Source organism: Streptomyces sp. KL116D (genome assembly GCF_030766975.1).
Classification (GTDB): domain Bacteria; phylum Actinomycetota; class Actinomycetes; order Streptomycetales; family Streptomycetaceae; genus Streptomyces; species Streptomyces longispororuber_A.
On record NZ_JASERH010000103.1, the window covers coordinates 1 to 24,873 of the forward strand.

Genomic DNA, 24,873 nt, shown 5'->3' on the forward strand with positions numbered 1-24,873 from the left:
GCTGGGGCTGTGTTCTTCGGAGGCAAGGGAGGGTCCTGTTCTGCGATGTATTCGTACGGAGGGGAGAGAATTACGGCTGGGGGCTTCTGCCCATGAGAGCGGTGATGGCGCTGTCGAGATTCAGGTGATCGCTCTCCGTGCCGGCCGGCACCAAGGCGTAGGTCCGGCGGAGGAATTCCGCCACTTCCGCGACGGCCAGCTCCACCAGCGCAGTTCCGGCCCCGTTCTTGAGGACGACGCGAAGGGCGTCCGGGTGGTGTCCGTGTGCGGGAAGCACCAGGACGTCCCCGGCGCCGGTAGGGCGGTGCAGCCCTTCGACCAGCAGGTCGCGGGCGAAGACCCAGGGGACACGCGGGCCGTCCGTGGGGCCGAGGGAAATCCTGACGGCATAGGGATCGGTGACCCGGTAATGCAGTTCCGTGGGCAAGGGCATGGGCTGCTTGTTGAGCGATCTGACATGTGCCGTGACCGGGCACGTGACAGTGCCGAGATGCTGTTCCATGGTGTCTCTCCGAAGACCGAGAAGAGAAATTCTTTCTCGTGACCCTAGAAGCCGGGCGGCGGGAAGGATTGTCGTGGAACGCACGGAACATTGCCTGGGGAGGCACTTCCACCACGGCCTCGCGACGTGCGGACACCTGCGCTGATTCCGGCCTGAGCACGGACAGGCAAGAACCTGGGCGCACAGGCACAAGTCGCCCCACGGCGCGGCCCTAGTGTTCCTTCCGCGTGGACCGGTCCCTCCCAGCCAATGCCGACTGTGGAGCATCGCACCCTCCCCGCAGCGCACCCGCGGACCGGAGTCGACCAGTCACTTCCGTCAGGCGTCGACACGCTGCCGCGCACCTCATCCCGACACCATCGAAGGATCTCCCATGTCCCGTGCCGCCAAGCCCACCGTCGTCCTCGTCCACGGCGCGTTCGCCGACGCCTCCAGCTACGCCGAGGTCATCCCCCGGCTCATCGCCAAGGGTTACGACGTGGTGGCCCCGGCCGTCCCCAACCGCAGTCTGATCGGTGACGCCGCGTACATCGCCTCGGTCGTCCGCCAGATCTCCGGCCCCGTCGTCCTGGTGGGCCACTCCTACGGCGGCGCCGTCATCACCGTCGCCGGCACGGAGGACAACGTGCAGGCGCTCGTCTACCTGGCCGGATACGCCCTCGAAGAAGGGGAGAGCCTCGGCGAACTGCAGGGTCGCTTCCCCGACTCCGACCTGGCCGCGGCGCTGGTCTACACGCCGTTCGAGAGCTCGACCGAGTCCGGCACCGACGTGTCGGTGCGCCCGGACGCGTTCCCGGCCGTCTTCGCCGCGGGCGTCGACCCCCACCTCGCCGCCGTGCTCGCCGTCTCCCAGCGCCCGCTCGCGGCCCAGGCCTTCGCCGACGCGGCCCCCGCCGCCGCCTGGAAGACCAAGCCGTCGTGGGGCCTGGTCGCCTCCGCCGACCGCACCATCAACCCCGACGTGGAGCGCTACGGCTACGAGCGGGCCGGCATGACCACCGTCGAGGTGGACTCGTCGCACCTGGTGATGCTCGCCCGGCCCGAGAGTGTCGTGGACCTGATCGAGGAAGCCGCCCGGGCCACCGCCGCCTGAGGCCTCCGCACACAGGCCCCCACCCTCGTCAGAGACCTCCAGAGACCTCCAGAGACCTCCAGAGACCTTCAGAGAGCGAACCATGAACCGACCGATGTCACGTCGCGCCGTGACCACATCCATCCTCGCGGCAGCCGCCACGCTGGGCAGCGCAGGCCCCCTCTCCGCCACGCCGGCCGCCGCGACAGCCCACTCGCCGGGGAAGGCACACGGCCGCGGCGACACCCCCACGATCGTGCTGATCCACGGAGCCTTCGCCGATGCCTCCAGCTGGAGCGGAGTGATCGAGCGTCTGCAGCGCGAGGGACACCACGTCCTGGCCCCCGCCCTGCCCCTGCGGGGGCTCGCCAGCGATGCGACCTACATCCGCAGCGTGCTGGACGGCATCGACGGACCGATCGTGCTCGTGGGGCACTCCTACGGCGGGGCGGTCATCAGCCAGGCCGCGGCGACCGCCCCCCAGGTCAAGGCCCTCGTCTACATCGCCGCGTTCGTCCCCGAGGTGGGCGAGAGCGCGCTCCAGCTCACCGACAGGTTCCCCGGGAGCACGCTGGGCCAGGCCACCGTCACCCAGTACTACCCGCTCGCGGGCGGGCAGCAGGCAGCGGAACTGGTCATCAAGAAGGACCTGTTCCGCAAGCAGTTCGCGGACGGTGTTCCCGTCCGGACCGCGCAGGTCATGGCAGCGGGACAGCGCCCGATCACGCTCGCCGCGCTCCAGGAGCCCGCCACCGCGGCCGCGTGGAAGACCATCCCCAGCTGGTACCTCGTCGCCACCGAGGACCGCAACATCCCGCCCGCCGCCGAGCGTTGGATGGCCCAGCGTGCCCGGGCCCACACCGTGACCGTCCGCGCCCCGCACGCCGTGTCCGTGAGCGATCCCGGACCGGTCACCGACCTGATCCGGCGTGCGGTCCGTTCCGTTCGTCCCGGCCGCTGACCAGACCGTCGCCACCCCCCAGAGGCCCCGCAGCCCGTTCCCTCGGCTGCGGGGCCTCCGCCATGCCCGCCGGCGCACGATCGCCGAGGACGTCACGGCCCCGACCAGGCCTTGGCAGGCGGCGCACCAACGCCCGGTGCACGCGGAAGCGAGTCCGCGTGCACCGGGCGCAGTGTGGGTGAGGAGTCAGGTCAGCCCGCGTGCAGGGCCCCGCGCAGGGTGGTGATGGCGAGGGTGATGGCGGCTTGGGCGGCGTGGGTGTCGCGCAGGGCGTTGAGCATGACGAAGTCGTGGATGATGCCCTGGAAGCGGACGGCGGTGACGGGGACGCCGGCGGCGCGGAGGTTGTTGGCGTAGGCCTCGCCCTCGTCGCGCAGGACGTCGGCCTCGCCGGTGATGATCAGGGCCGGGGGCAGGGCGGTGAGCTGGTCGGTGGTGGCGCGCAGCGGGGAAGCGGTGATCTGGGCGCGTTCGGTCTCATCGGTCGTGTACTGGTCCCAGAACCACTGCATGCCGTCGCGGCGCAGGAAGTAGCCGGTGGCGAACTGGTGGTAGGAGGGGGTGTCGAAGGCGGCGTCGGTGACCGGGTAGAACAGGACCTGGTGCAGCAGCGGGACGTCGCCGCGCTCCTTGGCCATCAGGGTCAGGGCGGCGCTCATGTTGCCGCCGACCGAGTCGCCGGCCACCGCGAGGCGGGTGCCGTCGAGGTTCTTCGTGGCACCCTGGCCGACGATCCACTGGGCGACGGTGTAGTTCTGCTCGATGGCGACGGGGTAGCGGGCCTCGGGCGAGAGGTCGTACTCGGGGAAGACGACGGCCGCGTTCGCGCCGACGGCGAGTTCGCGGACCAGCCGGTCGTGGGTGTGGGCGTTGCCGAACACCCAGCCCGCGCCGTGGATGTAGAGGATGACCGGCAGGGTGCCCTGGACGCCGGCGGGGCGGACGATGCGGGCGCGGACGCTGCCGGTGGGGCCGCCCGCGACGGTGATCCATTCCTCGTCGACGTCCGGCTTGGCGATCTCGCCGGACTGCACCTCGTCGACGGCCTTGCGGCCCTCCGCGGGCGCCAGGTCGAACAGGTACGGCGGGTTCGCGGTGGCCTCCGCGAACGCGGCCGCGGCCGGCTCCAGAACGGGTTCGGCAGGGGTGGTGGGGGTGGTGGCGTCGGACATGAGGGGTCTCCTGAGGTGGTGGCTCGGTGCCGTTCGGTTCGGTGCTGTTCAGCAGGACGCCGGGTACCTACGGCGCGGCGTGCCGCGGAACTGTCGGAAGTACCGTAGGTGGGCGGGAAAGGGCGACATTGTCTGTGCGCGCACCAGTTCTGAACTGGGGGTGCATCACGGTGCCCGAGCGTCAGGCGTCGACCAGACGTGCCGCCGGGATCGTCAGCTCCTGGGCCCCGCGCCACTCGCGGGGCGAGATCCCGTACGCCGACCGGAACACCCGGCTGAAATGGGCGGCGCTGGTGAATCCCCAGCGGCTCGCGATCGCCGCGATCGTGGCGTGCCGGTGGACGGTGAGGGCGCGCCGGCACTCCTCGAGACGGCGGCGCTGGATCCAGCGGCCGACCGTCGCGTCCTCGCTCTCGAACAGTTTGTGCAGGTAGCGCAGGGAGATGTGATGGTCCGCGGCGATGGACTGCGGGCTCAGCCCGGGGTCCGCGAGGCGCTCGTCGATGTAGGCCTTGATGCGCAGGAGCAGGGCCCTGTTCCCGCCGGCCGACTCCGTGGCCGTGTTGCCGAGCACCTCGTCGGTCAGGACACCGAGCAGGTCGATGACGTTACGGGCCATCAGCTCGCCGACGCGCGACGGATAGGTTCCGGCGCCGTCCACGAAGCCGGACAGGAACGGTGAGATCAAGCCCGCGAGCGGGGAGTCGGCGGCCAGCGGGCGGGCGGTGATCTGCGCGATGTCGGAATCGCTCAGGCCCAGGGCGTGCCGCGGCAGCGCCAGCGACTTGGTGCGGAAGGACTGGGGCAGGTGCAGTCTGAGCGGGCGCGAGAGGTCGTAGACGGCGATGTCCCCGGGCTGCAGGACCGCCTCGCGGCCGTCCTGTTCGAGACGGGCGACACCTTGGTCGATCAGCTTGACGACCACGTACTCGTCCTGGCCGTCCTGGCCGGTCTGACGGCGGGTGCGCAGGGCGTCCTGGCAGTCGCCGGTCACGGTCACGGCCCGCAGCCGGTCGAGCGGCGTGGCGCGGATCGTGCCGTGCTGCACTTCCTCGGGAACGGAGATGTGCACGGCCCCGAAGGTGCGGGACAGCGCGTCGCGCCAGTACGCGCGCCTGTGCGAGGCGGGCAGGGAAGCAACGGTGTCGTAACTGCCGAGGGCGACGCTGTCCACGTTCCCGTCCTGAGGATCCGGCGCCATGGTGACTGCCTTTCGACTCGTGAGCCTGGGGCACCACGGTGTCAGCGGGCCGGGCGCGGCGCATCGCGTGAACCCGCTAGATCGGCGCGCCACCGCCCCGGACCCCGGCAGGTCAGTCGGCGGTCGCGGTGCGCTGCGCCTCCCGGAGAGCCTGCTCCGGGGTCTGCCGCCCGGTCAGCGCGGACTGGATCGCGGTGTAGATGCCGGTCGCGGCCCGGGGCCAGCGGACGCCGAGTTCGGCGGTGCGGACCCGGGCGGTGGCGACGCTCCGCACGAACACGGACATGGCCGGGTTCTGCTCCGCGTACTGGGCGGCGACCGCGGTGCGCGACGGGACGGTGTGGTGCTGTCCGGCCAGCTTGAGCTGGTTCGAGGGGCTGTTGATGCAAGTGAGGACCTGGGCGGCCTTCTTCTGCCGTGCCGCGGAGTCACTGCGCGGCACGGTCCAGACCTCGCCGCCGAGCGGGGTGACGGGAGACTGGCCGGCCCGCGGTACGGGGACGGGTGCGACACCCCACTCCAGGTTCGGGTCCTCGTCGAGCTCGGGGATGCGCCACGGTCCGTTGAGCATCATGGCCGCGCGGCCGGCGGCGAACTGGTCGTGGACGTCGGCCTGCGTCCAGTTCAGGACCGACTTCGACATGGACCCGCCGCGCACCAGGTCGGTCCAGAGCCGCAGGGCCTGGGCCGCCTGCGGGCTGTCCAGCCGCCGTTCGTCGCCGCCGTTGGACCACAGGAAGGGCAGGAACTGCCAGGCGCTCTCGAACGTGGGGTTCGCGTCGACGGCCATGCCGTAGCGGTCGCCGTCGGTCAGGCGGGCGGCGGCCGTCCGCAACTCGTCCCAGGTCCGCGGGACGGGGACGTCGGCCTCGGCGAGCATCTTCTTGTTGTAGAAGAGCGCGAGCGTGCTGACGTAAGGGGCGAGCCCGTACACCTTCCCGTCGTACGTGCCCGCCGACAGGATGCCGTCGGCGAAGCCACGGGTGTCGACGTCGAACTCCTCCAGCGGGGTCAGGGCCCCACTCTGCGCGATCTGTTGGAGGTCGGCGTTGTCGATCATCAGCAGGTCCGGCAGGGTGCGCGCCGACGCCTGCCGCAGGATGCGGGGGACGAGGTCGGCCGGCGGGACGCTCGTCTGCTCGACCTCGACGTCCGCGGAACGGCCGCAGGAGGCGAGCAGGTCGCCCCACTGCCGGTGCTCGGACGCGTCCGTGTAGTAGTTCAGCACGGTGAGGGAGGTGGCCTGCTTGTCGCCCGCCTCGCCGGAGCATCCGACGGCGGCCAGGACCAGCGCCGTCGTGGCGGCGGACAGCCGGGCGGCGAGTGGGCCCGGGCGTCGGGTCCGGCGACGGATCGCGCGGCGTACTGGGGGACTGTTCGTGGCCACGTCCGGAGGTTTCCGTTCAGAGGTGCGGCAAGAGGGTTCTACGGTGCAGATTATGCCGTGTCATTCCCTCTGACCTGCAGCTTCCTGGATCATCGCGGCCACGGCCGAGGGGTGTGACCGGGCGACGGCGTGCGAGGCGTCCACGAGGTGCTCGGTGGCCGCCATGCGCTGGGCCATGAAGCGCTGGGCCGTGGGATGGACGATGCGGTCGGCGAGGGTGACGGCGTACCAGCAGGGCTGCGCCGCCCAGGCCGGCGGGCCCGACCGGTCCGTCAGCGCGGCGCGGGCGATCGGGCGCTGCGCCGCGGACAGCGCCGCCACCTGTCCGGGCGGCAGGCCGGCGGCGTAGAGCCGGGCGAACTCCTCGTCGCTGAGCCGGAGTTCGTTGAAGGCCGGGGCGGCGGCGGTGAAGCCGGCCGCGGCCACGGGGGCGGGCGCGAACCGGTCCATGACGTCCTGGACGCACTCGCCGTCGTCCAGGCCGAACCCGGCGACGTAGCAGAGGGCGACGACGTGATCGGTGCCGGCCGAGGCCTGGCTGATGACCGCGCCGCTGTAGTCGTGGCCGACGAGGACGACCGGGCCGTCGATGTCCCGGACCACCGCACGGAGGTGAGCGGCGTCCTGCGCCAGTCCGCGCAGGGGGACGGCCGGGGTGCGCACGGCCACTCCGGCGGAGTCGAGCAGGTGGCTGACCTCGGCCCAGATCGAGGTGTCGGCGAAAGCGCCGTGCACCAGGACGGCGGTCGGTGGCGCGGAACAGTTGGGATGCATGCCCGGGTGACCTCCGGACGTCGACGGGGACGAGCGTTGTGGGGAAGACCAGCCAAATGCCCCGGGCACGGCGGTACATCGCGTGAACGTACCAACCTGTCCCGCCGGCCGGCTGCGTTCAGTCGGCGTCCGGCAGGGCCGTGACCAGGTTGGCGAGCTGGACCCGGGAATTGACCGACAGCTTGCGGAACACGGCGGTCAGGTGGGTGTTGACCGTGTGCGGCGAGAGGACGAGCAGGTCGGCGGCCGACCGGTTGGTGTGCCCCTGGGCGACCAGGCGGGCGATCTTCCGCTCGGAGGCGGTCAGCGCCGCCCAGCCCTGGACGGGGCGCGGGACGGCCGCCGCCCGGCGGCTGCCCGGGGCGCGTCGGACGTGAGCCGCCTCGGCGTGGGCGCCGCACCCGGAGAACAGGTCGCGGGCCAGGGTCAGTGCGGCCGACGCCCGGTCCTTCTCGCCGGCCTCCAGCAGCGCACGGCCCAGATCGGCGTGCGCGGCCGCCCGGAGCAGGGGGCGGGGGCCGCTGTCGAGGAGTTTCGCGGCGTGTTCGAGCAGGGCCGGGTCACCGGTCACGAGGGCGCGGGCCTGGACGGCGAGACCGGCCGCGGTGGGCACGGCCGGGTTCCGGTCCGCGTGCGCCTCGGCCTGTGCCGCCAGGTCCTCCGCGAGCTCGTGCGCTCCGCCGCGCAGCGCGGTGCGCACCGCTGCCGCGACATCGGTGCGCAGCAGCCGCCAGCGCAGGAACGGGTTCGCCCGCTGGACGTCCCGGATGCGGTCGACGGCCCGGCCGATGTCGCCGTCGGCCTCGGCGTGCAGGGCCTCCAGGAACCGTACGGCGGCGGTGTTCCCGGGATTCGGTTTGGCCGCGAGGCCTTCCTGCGCCGCGGCCAGGTGCTGCCGCGCCGTCTCGTTCTCGCCGCGCATCAGGGCGATCCGGGAGCGCAGCACCCGTCCGTTGACCTGCTGGACGGAGACCCGCACCTCGTTCTCCAGACGCTCCATGGTCACGAGGGCGGCCTCCGCGTCGTCGAGCCGCCCGAGCCCCAGATCGTGCTGGCTGCGGGCCCACTCCAGCATCGCCTGGCGGATCACCGTGGCGTCGGACGCCCGCAGGAGCAGGCGCTCGCCGGATCCGAAGTCGTCGCGGTGCAGGTGCGCGACGATCGCCTCCGGCAGGAAGGCGGGATCGAGTGTGCTCAGCGCGGTGAAGCGGTCGAGGGCGGCGGCGCTGTCCCCGGCGTTCTGCGCGATCTCGCCGAGCGAGGACAGCGCGAGGAGGTGCGCCTCACGGTCGCCGGCGGCCGTGGCGGCCCGCAGTGCGGCCTCGCCGGCCTCGCGTGCCGCGTCCAGATCCTGTTCGCGGGAGAGGGACAGCGCACGGTGTGCGGCGAGCCGGGCCGAGATCTCGGAGTAGGCGCCGAGTGCGGTGAGCGCGGCCTCGGTCCTGCGGCGCAGCTCACCGGCGAGGTCCATGGCCCACAGCGTCCCGCCCAGGGCCGCCTGGAGCCGGCCGAACTCCGCCAGCGGTGGCCGCTCCGCGAGGAGCCGGTCGCCCGTCGCCAGCGCTTCCCGGTTCCGGCCCGCCTGCGTCAGGTACCGGATGGCCGACTCGCCCAGGGTGAAGCGGAGCGGGCGGGCCACCGGCACCAGTTCCAGGGCGTGTGTCATCAGGTCGGCGGCGAGGCCGGGCGTGACGGGCACGATGTCGTCGGCGGCGCGCCGCAGCAGCGCCACGGCCTCCTCGTCGCCGGTCGTGGCCCCCTTGAGGATGTGCGGCACCGCGTCGATCGGCCGGCGCTCGGCGGCCACCATGATGCGCGCGGCCTCGCGGTGCAGAGCCGTCCGGGCGGACCGGGGGATGTCGGCGTAGACGGCCTGCCGCAGCAGGTCGTGGCGGAAGACGAGATGCTCGCCGTCGTCGTCCAGGAGCCCGGTGCGGACGGCTTCGTCGAGGGCGGTGAGCAGCGACGCGACGGGCCGGTCGCACAGCGCGGCGGCGTCGCGGAAGGCGAACGCGCGCCCGAGGACCGAGCCCATCTGCAGGAACCGCAGGGTGTCCGGGTGCAGCGAGCCGAGCCTGCCGCGCACGCCGACGACGAGACCGGACGGTACGTCGCCGTCCCCGGCGGCCGGCAGTCCGGCGAGCATCTCGACGGCCAGGAACGGGTTGCCGCCCGCCCCGTCGAGCAGGTCCCTCACGGGTCGGCCGACGGACGACCCGAGGGTGTCACCGGCGAGCTGGGTGACGGCCGACGCGGAGAGCGGGCCCAGGGGGACGGTGACGGTGGGCAGTTGGGACTCGGCGGCCGCGGCGACGGCCTCGGCCGGTCCCGAGGCGTCAGGACGCGCGGTCAGCAGCCACAGCACGGGTGAGGTCCGGAGCCGGGCCGGCAGTTGCTGCAGCGCGAACCGGCTGAGCGGATCGGCCCACTGCGCGTCGTCCAGGCTGATCAGTACGGGCATCCGGCCGGCCCGGTCCTCGATCGCCTCGGCCAGCCGTTCCACCAGCCAGATGCCCTGGTCGGGTCGGTGGGCCAGATCCGCGAAGGCTTCGCGGGACAGCAGGGGCCGGTCACCGTGCAGCACGCAGGCGGCCAGCGAGGAGAGCGGCACCATGCGGTGCAGTTCGTCGGCCCGGCCGACGCCGACGGAGAATCCGGCCGCCTCCGCCCGGGCGACGGTCTCCGTGAGCAGGGTGGTCTTGCCGATGCCCGGCTCGCCGCGCAGCAGGGCCAGACGGCCGCTGCCGTCGCGGGCCACGGAGCGGATCAACGCATCGAGCTGACCGAGCTCGGCCTCACGGCCGCGCAGACCACTACGCGACAGGGATCTGTCCGCTTCTCCCATGCTTGTTCCCGTTTGTGCTCGCCGACCAATTGACCATCAGTGCACTGTAACCGGTCCATGCGTGCGCATGAATCGTGATCTTCCCTGGTCAGGGCGCTCGTGGGCAATTGGCGAGGCGCTCTTGGGCAATCCGTGCGCCCGCTCGCTTCCTAGCCTCCTTCCAGCACCGCCGAACGCGACGAAGGAGCAGGAAACAGACCATGTCCTACCTCACTGTGGGCCAGGAGAACTCCACCCCGATCGACCTCTACTACGAGGACCACGGGACCGGCCAGGCCGTGGTCCTCATCCACGGATTCCCGCTCGACGGCCACTCCTGGGAGCGGCAGAGCGCGGCGCTCCTCGACGCGGGCTACCGGGTCATCACGTACGACCGTCGTGGCTTCGGGCGGTCGAGCCAGCCGACGACCGGCTACGACTACGACACCTTCGCCGCGGACCTGAACGCGGTCATGGAGAGACTCGACGTACGGGACGCCGTCCTGGTCGGCTTCTCGATGGGCAGCGGCGAGGTCGCCCGCTACGTCGCGACGTACGGCACGGACAGGGTCGCCAAGGTCGCCTTCCTGGCCTCCCTCGAACCCTGCCTCCTCAAGTCCGACGACAACCCCGACGGGGTCGCCCCGAAGGAGTTCTTCGACGGTGTCGTGGCCGCGGTCAAGGCCGACCGCTACGCCTACTACACCGCCTTCTACCAGGACTTCTACAACCTCGACGAGAACCTCGGCACGCGCATCAGCGAGGAGGCCGTGCGCCACAGCTGGGACGTCGCGGCAGGCGGCGGCTGGTTCGCGGCGGCGGCCGCGCCGTCCACCTGGTACACCGACTTCCGGGGCGACATCCCGGCGATCGACGTGCCGGCCCTGATCGTGCACGGCACCGCCGACCGCATCCTGCCGGTCGAGGGCACGGCCCGCGCCTTCCACAAGGCGCTCCCGGCCGCCGACTACGTGGAGATCGAGAACGCCCCGCACGGTCTGCTGTGGACGCACGCGGAGGAGGTCAACGCGGCGCTGCTCGCCTTCCTGGCGAAGTGAACCACCGTTCCGTGCCGCCCGGACGGGCGGCACGGAACGGACCCGGAGAGGACCCCACCGGCTCCGGCCGGACGCCCGAGTGCCGCCCCGGGCACCCTGTGGAGCCGTTGTCAGAGGTGCCGCTTATGCTGCGCGAACGATTGTGCGGGACCTGGGGAGGGCACGGCATGTTCGGCAAGCTGTTCGGCAGGGGTGAGGGAGGGGCGCCGGCGGATCCGTACGCCCTGGCGGCCCCGCGCAAGCGGACCCACGGGGTGTACCGGCTGCGAGCCCTCGGGGACACGCGCGTGCTCGCCCTCGTGGAGGCGGCCGACGCGGGGGACTGGAGCGCGGTCAAGGAGGCACTGGCCCCGTTCGACCTCGGGCGCGACCACCTCGTCCTCGATGAACTGGCCGACCTCGACGGGGTGCAGGACTGGATCGGCCGGGCCGTCGAGGAGGACAAGGAGGACCGGGCGACCGCACTGCTGATATCCGGGGCGCGGCACATCAGTTGGGGCTGGGAGGCCCGCACCTCCGCACGCGCCAAGGACGTCTCGGAGGACCAGTGGCGCGTCTTCCACGAGCGTCTCCAGCTGGCCGAGGAGCAGCTGTTCGAGGCCGCCGAGCTGCGGCCCGAGTGGGTGACGCCGTGGCGTCGTCTGCTCACCTCCGGCCGCGGCATGTCGCTCGGCCCCGCGGTGAACGACACCCGGTTCGACGCCGCCGTGCGCCGTGACCCGCTCGACCTGGAAGTGCACATCGAGCGGATCTCGCAGTTGCAGCCCCGCTGGAGCGGCGAGCCGGGGCAGGCCCTGGCCTTCGCCCGCAAGGCCTTCTCCGGTGCGCCCGACGGGCATCGCATCGGCTGTGCGATCCCCATGGCGCACATCGAGGACTGGGTGGAGTCGGACCGATACGACCGCCTCGACACGCCGCAGATCCAGGGCGAGTTGAGGGAAGCGGCCCAGCGCAGCATCCTCCACCCCGGCTACGAGCGCCGCCCCGGCTGGCAGCACGACTTCAGCATCTTCGCGCTGGCCCTCGCGCTGTCGAACGAGGGCGTCGTCGCCTCGCGCGTCTTCCACGAGCTGGACGGGGCCTTCACCTCGTGGCCGTGGATCTACATGACGGAACCGGAGAAGACGTACGCCCGCTTCCGGCGCCACGTCTGAGTCCGTCCCGCCCACTCCGCCCCTGCCGCTCACTGCCTCCGGACTGCCCGATGACTCTGCACGACACCGCCGCCGACCGCACCTTCCAGGTCGACCTGCGCGGCCTCGTCGACCTGCTGTCCCACCACCTCTACTCCAGCCCCCGCGTCTACCTGCGCGAGCTGATGCAGAACGCGGTCGACGCGCTGACCGCCCGCCACTCCCTCGAACCCGCGGCCCCCGCGGGCGAGTTCGGCATCCGTCTGTACGCCGACGGCTCACTGGTGCGGATCGAGGACGACGGCGTCGGCCTCACCGAGGCCGACGTGCACACCTTCCTCGCCACCATCGGCCGCAGCAGCAAGCGTGCCGAGCGGATCGCCGAGCAACGCGCCGACTTCATCGGCCAGTTCGGCATCGGACTGCTCTCCTGCTTCCTGGTCGCGGACGAGATCCACGTCGTCAGCCGCTCCGCCCGCACCCCCGGCGCACCCGCCGTGGAGTGGCGGGGCCGCGGTGACGGCTCGTACACCGTCCGCGCGCTGCCCGCCTCCGCCCGGCCCCGGCCCGGGACGACCGTCACGCTGACCCCCCGCGCCGACGCGGCCGAGTGGACCCGGCCGGCCCAGGTGCACGCCCTGGCCCGGCACTTCGGATCGCTGCTGCGCCACCCGGTGACCTTCGACGACGGGGTCGCGGGCGGCACGCCCGTGCCCGTCAACCCCGAGCCCGCCCCCTGGTCCCGCAGCCACCCCACGCCCGGAGCCCGGGCCCGCGCGCTCGCCGCGTACGGCGAGGAGACCTTCGGTTTCACGCCGCTGGACACCATCGAACTCGATCTGCCGGCCGTCGGACTCAAGGGCATCGCCTGCATCCTGCCCGAAGCGGTACCGGGCGGCCGCCGCCACGGGCACCGCGTGCACGTCAAGGGCATGCTGCTGTCCGAGCAGGCCGAGGAGATCCTGCCCGACTGGGCGTTCTTCGTCCGGTGCGTGGTCGACGCCGAGAGCCTGCGCCCCACGGCGTCCCGCGAGGCGCTGTACGAGGACGACACCCTCGCCGCCGTCCGTGACGCGCTCGCCGAGCGGCTGCGCGCCTGGATCGCCCGGGCCGCCGCCGAGGACCCGGATCTGCTCGCCCGCTTCCTCCAGGTCCACCACCTGGCCGTGAAGTCCCTCGCCGTGCACGACGACGAGATGCTGCGGATGCTGCTGCCCTGGCTGCCCTTCGAGACCACCGCGGGACACGCCACCCTCGACGAGTTCGCCCGCACCCACCGCACGGTGCTCGTCACCTCAAGCGTGGAGGAGTTCCGGCAGGTCGCCGCCATCGCCTCGGCCGCCGGGCTCGGCGTCGTCAACGGCGGCTACACGTACGACCGCGAACTCGTCCGGCGGCTGCCCGAGATCCGGCCCGAGGTCTCCGTGTCGGACCTCGACCCGGAGACCCTCACCGCCCACCTCGACCCCGTCGACCGCGAGACGGAACTGGCCGCCGCGACCTATCTCGCCCGCGCACGCGACGCCCTCGCCGTCTTCGACTGCGACGTCGCGCTGCGCACCTTCCAGCCCGCCTCGGCGCCCGCCCTGCTCGTCGACAGCCGCGAGGCCCGGCACGAGCGCACCCGCTCCCAGCTCGCCCGCGAGCAGGAAGGCGGCCTGTGGGGCGACATCCTCGGCGCCCTGCGCCAGGAGGCCCCGCGCGCCCAGCTGATCCTCAACCAGCTCAACCCGCTGGTCCGCACCGCCGTCACCATCGAGGAGCCCGAGCTGGCCCGCACCAGCGCCGAAGCCCTCTACGGGCAGGCCGCGATGCTCTCCCGGCGCCCGCTCAGGCCCGCCGAGTCGAGCCTCATCAACCGCTCGTTCCTCGATCTCCTCGCCCACGCCCTTCGCAAGGACAGCTAAGGACCGCCGACGATGCCGACCGCTTCCCTTCCCCAGAACACCGACGAGCTCTACGAGGCGCTGCACGAGAACGACCAGCGTCCCTACGGCCGCACCCGCACCGTCACGGCCGAGGAACTGGTCGACGCCGCCGAGCAGTTCGAGGATCCGGCCGCCCTGGTGTGCGCGCTCCTCGAACTGCAGGAGGCGTACACCTACGGCTCCGAACCCCGTAAGTCGCCCGTCGTCTTCGCCCGCGTCCTCAACCTGTTCGACGAACAGCCCGACGTCTTCGACGAGCGCCTGCGCCACCTGCTCTTCTGGCGCTTCAAGTGGGTGGCGAACGCCCTGCGCGCGCTGCCCGAGGTGCCGCTGACCAGCCTGCGCCAGTGGCTGGTCGAGATGCGCGACCGGTACGTCAAGGCAGGCCTCGACCTCCAGCCGTACTACGGGCAGGCCTACCAACTCGCCGCGCACACCGGTGAGAACACCGCTCTCGCCTACGAGCTGTGGGCGGGCCGCACCCGCAGCCGGCTCAGCGACTGCGAGGCCTGCGAGATCTGCGAGCGGGCCCTCTTCCACCTCGCGGCGGGCGACGACGCGCGGGCCCTGCGTGTCTGGGACCCCGTCCTGCGGGGCAAGGACTCCTGCCAGGAGGAGCCCGCCCGCTCCGTCTCCCACGCCCTGCTGCCGCTCCTGCGCACCGGTGACGCCGACCGGGCCCGCGAGCTGCACCTCGCCGGATACCGGGCCTGCCGCCGCAACCCCTCGATGTCCGGCGAGGTCGGCCGCCACCTCGAGTTCTGCGCCCTGACCGGCAACGAGGCGCGCGGACTTGAGCTGCTCGGCGAGAACCGGAGCCTGTTCGACGAGGTGGACTCGCCGCAGGACCAGCTCGACTTCCTCACCGGCGTCGAGGTCCTCCTGCGGCGCATCGTGTCCCTGGACCGGGGCGAGCTCCCCACCGTCGGCTACGCGGGCCGCACCTGGACCGTGGCCGACCTCCACACCGAAGTACGCCGCCGCGCCGACGACCTCGCCGCACGCTTCGACGCCCGCAACGGCACCACGGCGCACGCCGACCGCCGCCGCGCCCGCCTGGAGCGTGCCCCGCTCCTGGACGCGCTGGAACTGACCCTGCGCACCCGCAGCCTCGACGACGTGGCGGAGCCCCTCGCCCCGGCCGCCGCCCGCACCGCCCGGACCGCCGCGGCGGTCCCCGAGTCGCTGCCCGACATCATCGTGCGGGCACGGGAGTTGGAGGAGCAGGGCCACCCGGACGCGGACGCGTGCTGGGCGCGCCTGCGCACGCTCGCCGCGGCCCGCGACTACGTCCACCCCGACGCCCCGGGCGTCGGCACGCTCGTCCACCTGCGTGCCGATCTGCTGAACGACGAGGCGGAGCGGGCCTGGACCAAGGACGACCACGCCGCCGCCGTCGAGCTGTACGAGGAGGCGGCCGGGCTCTACGAGGACGCGGGGCTGCCGGACCGGGCGGTGCTCTGCCGCGCCGGTGGAGCCGTGGCCGCCGCCGAACAGCTGGTGCAGAGGCGTCCCGGCACCGACGAGGACGAGTCGGCCGTCGCCGCGGGGAGGGCGGCGGGGGCAGCGGCACTGACCGAGGCCCTCGCGACCGTCGTGCGCCTCCAGGAAGAGGCCACCGGTCTCGCACCGGTGCTGGAGGCGCGGCTGCTGCGGCTGCGGGCGACCTCGGCCGGGCTCCGCCTGCAGACGTCGCCCGGCGAGGACCACGCGACGGCCGTCGTCGCGGAAGTGGACCAGTTGCAGGCGTTCGCGGTCCGGCACGACATCGCCACGCAGATCTCCGGCGCCCGGCTGCTGCGGGCCAGCACCCACGCCATCACCGGTGACCTGCCCGCCGCGGTCACCGAGATCGACGCCCTGCTCGACCTGCTGCGGGCGCAGGGCCCCGCCTGGCACCTGCCCCGCACCCTGGGCCTGCGCGGCCGCGTACAGCTCGGCCTGCGCGACGCGCAGGCCGCCCACGCGGACCTGGCCGAGGCCCTGCGGCTGGCCGCCGACTGGCCCGCCCGCACGGTCGACCGGGGCCGTCTGCACGGCGACATGGCGGAAGCCTGCATGCACCTGGGCCGCCCCGACGACGCCCTGCGGCACCTGACGCGCGCCGCGGAGTTCCAGCTGCGCGAGGACAGCCGGATGGACGGCTTCTGCTCGTACAGCGCCGCGGCGCAGCTCAGCCTCGACCTGGGCCGGATCGAGGACTGCATCGCCCTGCTGGACTCCGTCCTCGTCGAACCTGACATCAGCACGGGCGAGTTGGACGACCGGCTCACCGCCCAGCTGCGCCTGACCCGCGCTCGCGCCCTGCACGCGGGGGGCGACCTCAAGGCCGCCACGGCGGAGTTCGTCGTCCTCGCGGCCGAGTCGGCCGGCTGGGACGACGACCCGGGCAGCCACGCGATGATCGCCGCGGAGACGGCCATGCTCCTCGCCGAGTCCGGTGAGTTCGGCGCGGCGCGCGACGCCCTGGGCAAGGCCCTGGCCGCCCACGCCGAGGCCCCGAACTACGAGAACGTCAGCAACAGTCTGCGCGAGGTCGCCCGGCTCCAGGCCCAGCAACAGGGTGCGGACAGTCTGGACGAGGTTCTCGCCCTGCTGTCCGACGCGGCCCGGGTGGCCGACGAGGCCCGCGCGGCCGGATACCAGGCGCGGGGCCGCTCGCTGGACTCCGCCCTGTCCTACGAGCACGGCCGCGTGCACGCCTACGTCGGCGCGTACGAGGAATCCCTGGCGGCCCTGGAGAAGACCCTCGGCCTGCTGGGGGAGCCGGGCCCCGAGGACGGCCACGTCGACGAGTGGGCGGAGTCGGTGCGCCTCGCGAGCGTCGTCGAGGGCCTCTACCTGAAGCGCACCGCCCCCGCCCTCACCCGCCTCGACACGGCGATCCGCCGCCTCACGGACCTGAACCGCCCCGAGGAGCGCGCACCCCTGACCGAGCTGGCGGCACGGCTGCGCGACGAGTGACAAGGGCGGCAGGTGGAGGGCCGTGCTCGCACGGCCCTCCACCTGCCGCTCCCGCGCTTCCGGCGATAGCCGCGTACCGAACGACCCTCAACCGTCAGCGTCCTGACCAGTGGTGGAAGGATCCGCACCTATGGCTCTCTCGTCCCGCATCACCATGCCGGGCCAGGTCTGGTCGGTGGCCGCGCAGGATGCGTCCGGTCCGCTGTATGTCACCAGCTATGGGGCGAGCCCGCTGGAGACGGTCGTGACGTCGGTGGACGGGGCGGGCGAGGTGGCGTGGGAGCGACGCTTCGCCGGGACCGGGCGGCCGCGGTCCCGGCTGTCCGAGGACGGCACTTTGTGGCTCGCTGTCCTGCATCGGAGCGGCCGGGCTCTGGAGGGCATCGGCGCCGACGGGATCACGCGCCGGACCGTCGTGCCCGAGTGCGAACCCGGCGAGGAGATCAGCGCGTTCGTCCTGCTCGACGACGGGTTCCTCGTCGCCTGGGCCGGCGTCTCCGCCATTCTGAGGACCTCGCAGGACAGGCGAACTGACTTCTCCCGGGCGCGTGTCGCTCGCTACACGTGGGAGGGGGCCTGCCTGTGGTCGACGCCGATCGTGATGGGAGCCCTTTCCCATCCGGGCGTGCAGGGGATGAGCGCACGGACCGGCTGGGAGGTGCGCCCTCTGCGGCCCTGGGTGCCGGATGAGGTGGACGTCGACCACTGGGAGCCGCTGCTCGTCTCGGGCGACCGAGTGGCGGCCGGCTTCGTCGACGCTCGGGGCGGGATCGGGCGGACCTTCTTCCTCGGCCTCGCCGACGGAGCGATCGTCTCCGCCACTTCCCCGGCGCCCTCGGGCCGGAAGGCGATAGCAGGCCCTGGTGAGTTCCTGATCGGGTCCCAGGGATACGGGGAGTTCACCACGGGCCGCTACGACCGCGAGGGCGACGTCACTGTCAGGTGGGCCAGTCACGGTGCCCTGCTCGTCGACGACAGGGGCACCGTCTGCGGCCCCGAGCTGGAGAACCGCCTGCCGTCGCGGTCACGGTTCCGGCGGCTGGCGCCGGACGGCTCGCTCGTGGACGGGCCCGCGCTGACGGGCTACTCCACGTCCTGTCCCGCGATGGACCGTGAGGGCACCGCCGTGTTCTGGCGCCACGGCAAGCTCCTCGCCGTCGACGCGAACCTGGACGTGCACGAGCTGTTCGCGAGGGACGACGAAGGCCGGAACGTCCTCGGCCGCACCCTGCTGTTGGAGGGTGGCCGCGTCGTCGTGTCCGTGGACGGTGAAGTCCTCGTGTTTCGGGCTCCGTTGGGGCCGCTTGCCGAGGGGCCGTGGCCGTGCGGTGATGCGAATCTCCGCGGCAATCCCGTGGTGAGCTGACTTCTGGAGCAGCGTCCCGGCAGTGGGGTCGGTCGGGTCAGTCGTCCGTCCAGCGGTACGTGGCCCGGACCCCGTACGAACCCTCGCCCCAGAAGCGCGCCTTGACCTCGTCGATCCGGTTCACCGGCGCGTCCTACGGGCCCTCCGGTGGCTCCTCCGACGGAGCCGTGGGGGCGCCGATCCGCTCGGCGATGAGGCGCTGGTAGTTCGGGCACTCCGTGACGTCCTCGTGGGTGCAGGTCAGGCCGCCTTCGATCAGTGCCAACGACGTCTGGGCCGCGGCGATTCTCGAGCGGATCTCGTCGGCCTCGGCGCGCAGGATCTCGTGGCGGGTGGCGCGGTCCGCCGCGGTGGTGGAGAGGGTCCTGATGGTGTCCAGGTCGAGGCCGGCCTCCTTGAACACGAGGATCGTCGCCACGCGGGTGAGGTCCGTCCCGGTGTAGCGGCGGCGCCCGGCCGCGTCCCGTCCGGGGTGCAGCAGGCCCATCGACTCCCAGTGCCGCAGGACGTGTGTGGCAAGGCCGAACCGGGCCGCGAGGGCGCCGATGCTCATCGTGGTGGCGCCGTCGCCCCTGTTGTCTCCGTTGTCGCCGCTTGACTTCATGTCGACATTAAGTCGCAGGCTGAGGTGCATGTCCAAGAAACAGGAACCCACGGGAACGCACCGCGACACCGAAGCCCTGCTGGCCGTACTCGACGCTGCGGACCAGATGCCGGACGCCCGTCTGCTGCGGGCCCGTTCCTACGAACTGCTGTCCCCCGTCCCCGGTTCGACGGTCGTGGACGTCGGCTGCGGTGCCGGGCGCGCCGTCGCCGAGCTGACCGAACGCGGGGTCCACGCGGTGGGCGTGGACCCCGACGCGTGGATGCTGGCCGCGGCCCGGGAGCGGTGGCAGGCGTCCGAGTTCCGGGAGGCGAGGGCGGAGGAACTGCCGTTCGCCGACGCGAGCGTGCGGGGCTACCGCGCCGACAAGGTGTTCCACGTGCTGCGGGAGCCGGGGCGGGCGGTGGCGGAGGCGCGGCGCGTCCTGTGCCCGGGCGGCAGGATCGTCCTGGTCGGGCAGGACTGGGACGCCGTCATGGTCGACTCGGACGACGCGGCGCTCACCCGCACGATCGTGCACGCCCGCGCCGACCTCCTGGGCGCGCCCCGGGCCGGCCGCCAGTACCGCAACCTGCTCCTGGACGGCGGCTTCCAGGACGTCACCGTCGAGGCGCACACCAGCGTGTTCACCGACCCCGCGATGCTGCCGCTGCTCACCCGGCTCGCCGAGCCCGCCTGTACGAGTGGTGCCGTCGAGCGGGAGCGGGCCGACACGTGGCTCGCCGAGCAGCGCCGGCGCGCCGAGGCCGGCCGCCTCCTCATCGCCATCCCGTTCTTCGTGGCCGCCGCCTCCGCCTGACGGGCCTCAGCCCGCCGACACCTCCGGCCGCCCCGGCGGCTCCTCCGGCCTCGCAGAAGGCGCGGTCGGCGGCGAGCGTCCACGCGGTCACCCAGCCCGAGCACGTCGCCGTCAACGAGATCCTGATCCGGCCGGCCGACCAGTCCCGCTGAGCCGGTGTCACAACTGACGCTCCGACGCTGTCTTGAGGGGTGAAGCCGAGAGAACTGAGGACACCGTGCGGGAGATCCTGATCGTGGGCGGCGGTTACGCGGGGTTCTACACCGCGTGGGGCCTGGAGAAGAAGCTGCGGCGCGGGGAGGCGCGGGTCACCGTCGTCGACCCGCGGCCCTACATGACGTACCAGCCGTTCCTGCCGGAGGTGGTGGCCGGGTCGATCGAGGCGCGGCACGCGGCGGTGTCCCTGCGCCGGCACCTGCACCGCACCCGGCTGGTCTCCGGCACGGTGACGGACATCCGCAACGCCGAACGCACCGTCACCGTCCGCCCGCTCAGCGGCCCCGACCACCAGCTCACCTACGACATCCTCGTGGTGACGGCCGGGGCGGTCACCCGCACCTTCCCGATCCCCGGGGTCGGTGAGGAGGCGATCGGACTCAAGCACGTGGAGGAGGCCGTCGCCATCCGCGACCGGCTGCTCACCTCGTTCGACCGGGCGGCATCGCTGCCGCCGGGCCCCGAACGCCGCAAGCTCCTCACCGTCACCTTCGTCGGCGGGGGCTTCTCCGGGGTGGAGGGGTTCGGCGAACTGCTCTCCCTGGCGACCGCGCTCCTCGGCCACTATCCGGAACTCGCCCCGGAGGAGCTCAGGTTCCATCTGGTCGAGGCGCGCGGCCGGATCCTGCCCGAGGTCGGCGACCGGCCCGGCGCCTGGGTGGTGGGCGCGCTGGAGAAGCGGGGCGCGCGGGTGCACCTGAACACCCAGCTCGTGTCCGCGCTCCAGGGGCACGTCGTGCTGTCGAGCGGCGAGGAGTTCGAGACGGGGCTGCTCGTGTGGAGCGCGGGCAACGCGTCGAACCCCGTCGTGCACAACCACACGGACCTGCCCGTCGACGAACGCGGTCTGCTGACCGTGCGCGCCGACCTCCGCGTCGGCACGGAGACCGAGGTGGTCGCGGACGTATGGGCGGCGGGCGACGACGCCTCCGTACCCGACCTGGCGGTGCACCGGCCGGGAGCGCACACGGTGCCGAACGCCCAGCACGCGGTGCGGCAGGGCAAGCGGCTGGCGAAGAACATCCTGGCGACCCTGCGCGGACGGGCACCCAAGGACTACGTGCACCACAGTCTGGGCGTGGTGGCGACGCTGGGCCTGGGGCGCGGGATCTTCCAGTACCGGCGTCTGGTCGTCAAGGGGTTCCCCGCCTGGCTGATGCACCGCGGATACCACGTGCTCGCCGTCCCGACGTGGGAACGCAAGGTCCGGGTGCTCGCCGTCTGGACCACCGCCGCCCTGTTCGGCAGGGACGTCGTCTCGCTGGCCTCGGTGCAGCGGCCGCGGGATGCCTTCGTGTCCCACGGGAACCCGCGCCCGCGCGAGCGGGCCGCGGACGTACCGGCCCCGTGAAGCCGCCGGGAGGGACGACGGGCGAGGCCTCGGTCCTGGGCGCACGGTGGCGCGCGCTGGACCGTCTCCACCGCAGGATCGAGGGCTCGGTGGACCGGCGGCTCCACGCGGAACTGGGTCTGAGCCTGCGGGAGTTCCAGGCGCTGACGGTGCTGCAGGAGGGCGCTGCCGGCGCGGCGGGCCGGCTCTATCTCCACGACCTGGCCGCCGAGATCGGGCTGAGCCAGTCGGCCACGAGCAGGCTGGTGACCCGACTTCAGGACCGCGGTCTCATCACCACCGCCACCGCGGCCCGCGACCGGCGCAGCGTCGACGTGCACCTCACACCCGCGGCCGTCGAGGCGCTGCGCCGCGGGACCCCGCTGGCCGAGGAGGCCGTCCGGCACACCGTCCGGGTCCTCAATGCGGAGGGCGCTGGGGGCGCTGGGGGCGCGGACCGGAGGCTGCTCGCCTATCTGCTGGAAGGGGCGGACGGACGGGCGGGGAACGACAAGGCGTTGGTGCGGGCGACCGCGGACGTGGCCGACCAGTCGAACTCCGCACCGTATGCGGAAGCCAATGCGGACAAAGCGTTCTCGTCGACCGGCCCGGAGATTTCCGCACAGTCCTCGTAGAATTTCTCGAATCCGGCGGGCGCGATGACTTCCAGTACGGAGGCGGGTCCGTTCCCGCCGTTCCAGAACGCATGCCATTGTCCGCGCTCGTGGCAGAACTGCCGTTCCGCCGGAGCGTCGGGCGATTCCTCGTCCGACAGTGCCGCGACCTCGCCGCTCACCACGTACGCGTACACGTCCTCGCGCGACCGGCGGTGCACCGGCATCCCCAACGCCCCTGGTTCCAGCAGGTGTTGTACCAGGGAGAACCGGCCCGCGGTGGCGCTGCCGGGCATGAGGAGGCGGCTCTCCACACCGGGCAGGACCCGCAGCGCGGGAGCGTCCTTGCGACCCAGCGCACGGGCCAGGGTCTGCGGAGTCAGCTCAAACATGAATTCCCCTCGGCGTCCACCGTCGAACAACGGGCGAAGAACAACTTAGGCATCGGTCCGCGGTGCGGGTATTCCAGAAATCTGGTACCCGATTTCCCGTCGGCCATAGGGTGGGGCGGTGAAAGACTCGGCAATGAGACGGGTCGCCCGGCAGGTCGGCGACGCAGCCGAACGCAGCAAGGACCTCGTGTCCCTGTGGAGCGAGGTGACCGACGCCCTGTGCGCCGTCGTTCCCGGCGTGTGGGACACCTGCTGGTACACGGTCGACCCCGCCTCCCTGCTGGTCACCAGCCATTTCCGGCGGGGCAGGGCCGACGTGCCCGCGGAGTTGCTCGAGGAGCTGATGATCCACGAGCACTACGGCGACGACGTGAACCGCATCGCCGACCTCTGCCGCACCGCGTCCGGCATGGGCGGCATCCACGAGGCGACCGGCGGAGACGTACGGGCCAGCACCCGCTGGCGGCGGAGCCTGGCGGTCGGCAGCGACCAGGAACTGAGGGTGAGCCTGCGCACGGGGCCCGACGAGACCTGGGGCGCGCTGTCGCTCTATCGCGAGGCGGTCCGGCCGCCGTTCGACGCCGACGCGCGTGCCGTGCTCCGCCGCATCGCACCGGTCGTGGCGCACGCCGTCCGGCGCATGCTCCTGCCGAGCGCACCAGAAGCGGGCGCGGCGGGGACCGCGAACCGCGCTGCGGACGAGGGCGGTCCGGGCCTCGTGCTCCTCGACCGGGACTTCACGGTGCGCTCGGCGTCGCCCGGCATCGAGCACCGGCTGCGGCGGTTTCCCGGCCACGATCCCGGCGGGGCCGGGCTGCCGGCGGCCGTCGTCGCGGTGGCGGCCGCGACGCTGCGTGCCGTGGACCGGGGCGAGGACGCGGTACGGGCCCCTTACGCCCGCGTCGTCGCCGCGGACGGCGGCAGGTTCGCCCTCTACGGGACGCACGTGCCGGGGTCCGGAAAAGCGGACGGGATCGCGGACGGAAACGCGGACGGAGTCGCGGTGATCATCGAGCAGGCGTCGCCGGGACGGATGCTGCCGCTGCTGCTCTCGGCCTACGAACTGACGGACAGGGAAAGGGACGTGGTCCGTCTCATCCTGCGCGGCAGGTCCACCGCCCAGATCGCCGCCGGCCTCTCCGTGACGCCCCACACGGTGCAGCAGCACCTCAAGAGCGTGTTCGCGAAGACCGGGGTGCGCAGCCGGCGGGACCTGGTGGGGATCCTCCTCTCCGAACCGTACTGACGTCGCCCGCTCGGCTGCCTCACCGGAGTCGTCGCTCGCCTCCTTCGCTCGCCTCCTTCGCTCGCCTACTTGCTGAGCCAGAGGTCGGGGCCGAAGACCTCGTAGTGCACGGCCGCCGGGCTGAGTCCGTGGGTCAGCAGGTCACCGCGGACCGCCTGCATGAACGGCAGCGGCCCGCACAGGAACGCGGTGGTCTCCTGAGGCAGCGTCAGACCGGTGACGTCGGCCCAGCCTTCCCGTACGTGCACCTCGTGGGCCCGCGGCTCGCCGGGTTCGCCGGCGACGGTCTCGTACCACTCCCCGGCCCCGTTCTCGTACCAGAGGTGCAGCGAGGCACGGGACAACCGGCCGACGAGTTCGGCCAGTTCCTGACGGTGGGCGTGGTCGGGGGGGGGAGCGGTCGGCGTGGATGACGACGACCGGGCGGTTCGGCGAGACGCCGGCCAGGTGGTCGAGCATGGACAGCATCGGGGTGATCCCGATGCCCGCGGAGGCGAGCAGCAGCGGTCCTTCGCCGTCGGGGAGCACGAGGTCGCCGAAGGGCAGGGAGACCTGGAGGAGCTGCCCCGCCCGAGCGTGGGCGTGCAGCCAGGAGGACACCTCGCCCTCGGGAACCCGGCCGTCCGCCGACCGCTCCCGCTTGACGGTGATGCGCCAGGTCTTCCGGCCGGGGGAGGTGGAGAGGCTGTACTGGCGTATCTGCTGTGCCCCGTCGGGCAGTTCGACCCGGACGCTGACGTACTGCCCGGGCAGGAACGGCTCGGTGGGGAGTCCGTCGGGGCGGCGCAGCTCGAAGGACGCGGTGTCGGCCGATTCCTCGGTGCGGTCGGCGATCTCCATGTCCCGCCACACGACACCGTCGTCGACGCCGGCCCCGGCGTACAGCCGGGCCTCCATGGCGATGAGCGCGTTGGCCATCAGCCAGTACACCTCGTCCCAGGCGGCCGCCACTGCCGGGGTGACGGCGTCGCCCAGGACTTCCTTGACGGCGCCCAGCAGATGGCGGCCCACGAGCGTGTACTGGTCGGAGGTGATGCCCAGTGAGGCGTGCTTGTTGGCGATGCGCCCGAGGATCGCGTCGGGGCGCTCGCCGGGGTGTTCCACGAGCGTGGTGGCGAAGGCGGCCACCGCTCCCGCGAGCGCCTCGCGCTGGGCGCCGTTGGCCTGGTTCGCCCGGTTGAAGAGGGTGCGCAGCAGCTCCGGACGTTCCTCGAACATCCGGGTGTAGAAGAGTTCGGTGATGGCACCGAGGGAGGCTCCGACCGCCGGGAGCGTGTCGCGGACGATCGGTGCTGCCTGTCTGGAGAGCACGGTGACTCCTATCGCGTTC

The 24,873-nt window shown here is 72.6% G+C and carries 18 protein-coding genes and 2 pseudogenes; 11 read left to right on the plus strand and 9 right to left on the minus strand.

Annotated elements, in window-relative coordinates:
- Window positions 1–70: 70 nt before the first annotated feature.
- Entirely contained in the window at window positions 71–502 is a 432-nt protein-coding gene (locus RBJ77_RS40195) for an SsgA family sporulation/cell division regulator (RefSeq protein WP_372349489.1), read from the minus strand.
- A 373-nt stretch (window positions 503–875) separates the two neighbouring features.
- Between RBJ77_RS40195 and RBJ77_RS40200 the strand changes: the two genes are divergently transcribed.
- Entirely contained in the window at window positions 876–1,595 is a 720-nt protein-coding gene (locus RBJ77_RS40200; protein WP_372349490.1) for an alpha/beta fold hydrolase, read from the plus strand.
- Window positions 1,596–1,677: 82 nt separating this feature from the next.
- Complete coding sequence (locus RBJ77_RS40205) at window positions 1,678–2,535, plus strand: alpha/beta fold hydrolase (protein ID WP_372349491.1); 858 nt, start codon at window positions 1,678–1,680, stop codon at window positions 2,533–2,535.
- A gap of 191 nt (window positions 2,536–2,726) precedes the next feature.
- Here the strand turns inward: RBJ77_RS40205 and RBJ77_RS40210 are convergent, their stop codons facing one another.
- From RBJ77_RS40210 to RBJ77_RS40230, 5 genes are all read right to left on the minus strand, one after another.
- Window positions 2,727–3,707, minus strand: a complete 981-nt coding sequence (locus RBJ77_RS40210; RefSeq protein ID WP_372349492.1) for an alpha/beta hydrolase — start codon at window positions 3,705–3,707, stop codon at window positions 2,727–2,729.
- A gap of 181 nt (window positions 3,708–3,888) precedes the next feature.
- Window positions 3,889–4,908: a helix-turn-helix domain-containing protein gene (locus tag RBJ77_RS40215; protein ID WP_372349493.1), complete on the minus strand. Its 1,020-nt coding sequence runs from the start codon at window positions 4,906–4,908 to the stop codon at window positions 3,889–3,891.
- A gap of 112 nt (window positions 4,909–5,020) precedes the next feature.
- Entirely contained in the window at window positions 5,021–6,295 is a 1,275-nt protein-coding gene (locus RBJ77_RS40220; RefSeq protein ID WP_372349494.1) for an ABC transporter substrate-binding protein, read from the minus strand.
- A 60-nt stretch (window positions 6,296–6,355) separates the two neighbouring features.
- Entirely contained in the window at window positions 6,356–7,069 is a 714-nt protein-coding gene (locus tag RBJ77_RS40225; protein WP_372349495.1) for an alpha/beta fold hydrolase, read from the minus strand.
- A 118-nt stretch (window positions 7,070–7,187) separates the two neighbouring features.
- Window positions 7,188–9,914 (minus strand): AAA family ATPase, encoded by a 2,727-nt coding sequence (locus tag RBJ77_RS40230; protein ID WP_372349496.1) that lies wholly within the window; start codon window positions 9,912–9,914, stop codon window positions 7,188–7,190.
- A 200-nt stretch (window positions 9,915–10,114) separates the two neighbouring features.
- Between RBJ77_RS40230 and RBJ77_RS40235 the strand changes: the two genes are divergently transcribed.
- The 5 genes from RBJ77_RS40235 (at window position 10,115) to RBJ77_RS40255 (ending at window position 18,342) form a co-directional block, all read left to right on the plus strand.
- Complete coding sequence (locus RBJ77_RS40235; protein ID WP_372349497.1) at window positions 10,115–10,951, plus strand: alpha/beta fold hydrolase; 837 nt, start codon at window positions 10,115–10,117, stop codon at window positions 10,949–10,951.
- Between the two features lie 167 nt (window positions 10,952–11,118).
- Window positions 11,119–12,105: a hypothetical protein gene (locus RBJ77_RS40240; protein ID WP_372349498.1), complete on the plus strand. Its 987-nt coding sequence runs from the start codon at window positions 11,119–11,121 to the stop codon at window positions 12,103–12,105.
- A gap of 50 nt (window positions 12,106–12,155) precedes the next feature.
- On the plus strand, window positions 12,156–13,991 hold the full coding sequence (locus tag RBJ77_RS40245) for an HSP90 family protein (protein ID WP_372349499.1): 1,836 nt from the start codon (window positions 12,156–12,158) through the stop codon (window positions 13,989–13,991).
- Window positions 13,992–14,003: 12 nt separating this feature from the next.
- Entirely contained in the window at window positions 14,004–16,976 is a 2,973-nt protein-coding gene (locus tag RBJ77_RS40250; RefSeq protein ID WP_372349500.1) for a hypothetical protein, read from the plus strand.
- Between the two features lie 130 nt (window positions 16,977–17,106).
- A complete protein-coding gene (locus RBJ77_RS40255) occupies window positions 17,107–18,342 on the plus strand; it encodes a hypothetical protein (protein ID WP_372349501.1) in 1,236 nt (411 codons plus the stop codon).
- A gap of 133 nt (window positions 18,343–18,475) precedes the next feature.
- Here the strand turns inward: RBJ77_RS40255 and RBJ77_RS40260 are convergent, their stop codons facing one another.
- The gene (locus RBJ77_RS40260) at window positions 18,476–18,946 is read right to left on the minus strand and encodes a MerR family transcriptional regulator (protein ID WP_372349502.1); all 471 of its coding nucleotides are present in this window, start codon (window positions 18,944–18,946) and stop codon (window positions 18,476–18,478) included.
- Between the two features lie 28 nt (window positions 18,947–18,974).
- Between RBJ77_RS40260 and RBJ77_RS40265 the strand changes: the two genes are divergently transcribed.
- The 3 genes from RBJ77_RS40265 to RBJ77_RS40275 all read left to right on the plus strand — a co-directional run bounded on the left by RBJ77_RS40265 (window position 18,975) and on the right by RBJ77_RS40275 (window position 21,926).
- Window positions 18,975–19,745, plus strand: coding sequence for a methyltransferase domain-containing protein (locus RBJ77_RS40265; protein WP_372349503.1), 771 nt, complete (start codon window positions 18,975–18,977; stop codon window positions 19,743–19,745).
- Between the two features lie 217 nt (window positions 19,746–19,962).
- Window positions 19,963–21,312, plus strand: coding sequence for an NAD(P)/FAD-dependent oxidoreductase (locus RBJ77_RS40270; protein ID WP_372349504.1), 1,350 nt, complete (start codon window positions 19,963–19,965; stop codon window positions 21,310–21,312).
- Window positions 21,309–21,926 (plus strand): MarR family winged helix-turn-helix transcriptional regulator, encoded by a 618-nt coding sequence (locus RBJ77_RS40275; RefSeq protein ID WP_372349505.1) that lies wholly within the window; start codon window positions 21,309–21,311, stop codon window positions 21,924–21,926. Before RBJ77_RS40270 ends, RBJ77_RS40275 begins: the two co-directional genes overlap by 4 nt.
- Before the next feature lie 38 nt (window positions 21,927–21,964).
- Here the strand turns inward: RBJ77_RS40275 and RBJ77_RS40280 are convergent.
- Window positions 21,965–22,297: pseudogene (locus RBJ77_RS40280) on the minus strand (cupin domain-containing protein); the annotation flags it as partial.
- A 133-nt stretch (window positions 22,298–22,430) separates the two neighbouring features.
- On the opposite strand from RBJ77_RS40280, the gene RBJ77_RS40285 reads away from it, so the two are divergent.
- The gene (locus tag RBJ77_RS40285; protein WP_372349506.1) at window positions 22,431–23,543 is read left to right on the plus strand and encodes a LuxR C-terminal-related transcriptional regulator; all 1,113 of its coding nucleotides are present in this window, start codon (window positions 22,431–22,433) and stop codon (window positions 23,541–23,543) included.
- Between the two features lie 65 nt (window positions 23,544–23,608).
- Here the strand turns inward: RBJ77_RS40285 and RBJ77_RS40290 are convergent.
- Window positions 23,609–24,854 (minus strand): annotated as a pseudogene (locus RBJ77_RS40290) (globin domain-containing protein).
- Between the last annotated feature and the right edge of the window lie 19 nt (window positions 24,855–24,873).